The organism is Lysinibacillus sp. GbtcB16 (genome assembly GCF_019091145.1).
Classification (GTDB): Bacteria; Bacillota; Bacilli; order Bacillales_A; family Planococcaceae; genus Lysinibacillus; species Lysinibacillus fusiformis.
On the sequence record NZ_JAGXJV010000878.1, the window covers coordinates 1 to 235 of the forward strand.

The window sequence follows — 235 nt, forward strand, 5'->3', positions numbered from 1 at the left end:
TTTATTTTATATATGATTAGATTTAATCATAAGATCCTTTATCATAGGATGGGCAGCTGATCGAATCGGATCTGATCTGAGCACAAGGTGAACAATTGATCTAACATGTCTTCCTCTTCTAACTTCTGAAGCTCTGGTGGTGGTTTTGTCCATCAATAATAATTTATATCCATCAATACTATCACTATAACCCCCTTCAAAATTTTGAAAGCCATCAACCTCTTTGAATATAATG

The 235-nt window shown here is 33.6% G+C and carries 1 protein-coding gene; it reads right to left on the minus strand.

The features are described 5' to 3' along the window. Window positions 1-6: 6 nt before the first annotated feature. Window positions 7-235 (minus strand): hypothetical protein (locus tag KVT27_RS26180; RefSeq protein ID WP_217582333.1); only part of this gene is annotated, 229 nt, incomplete at its 5' end.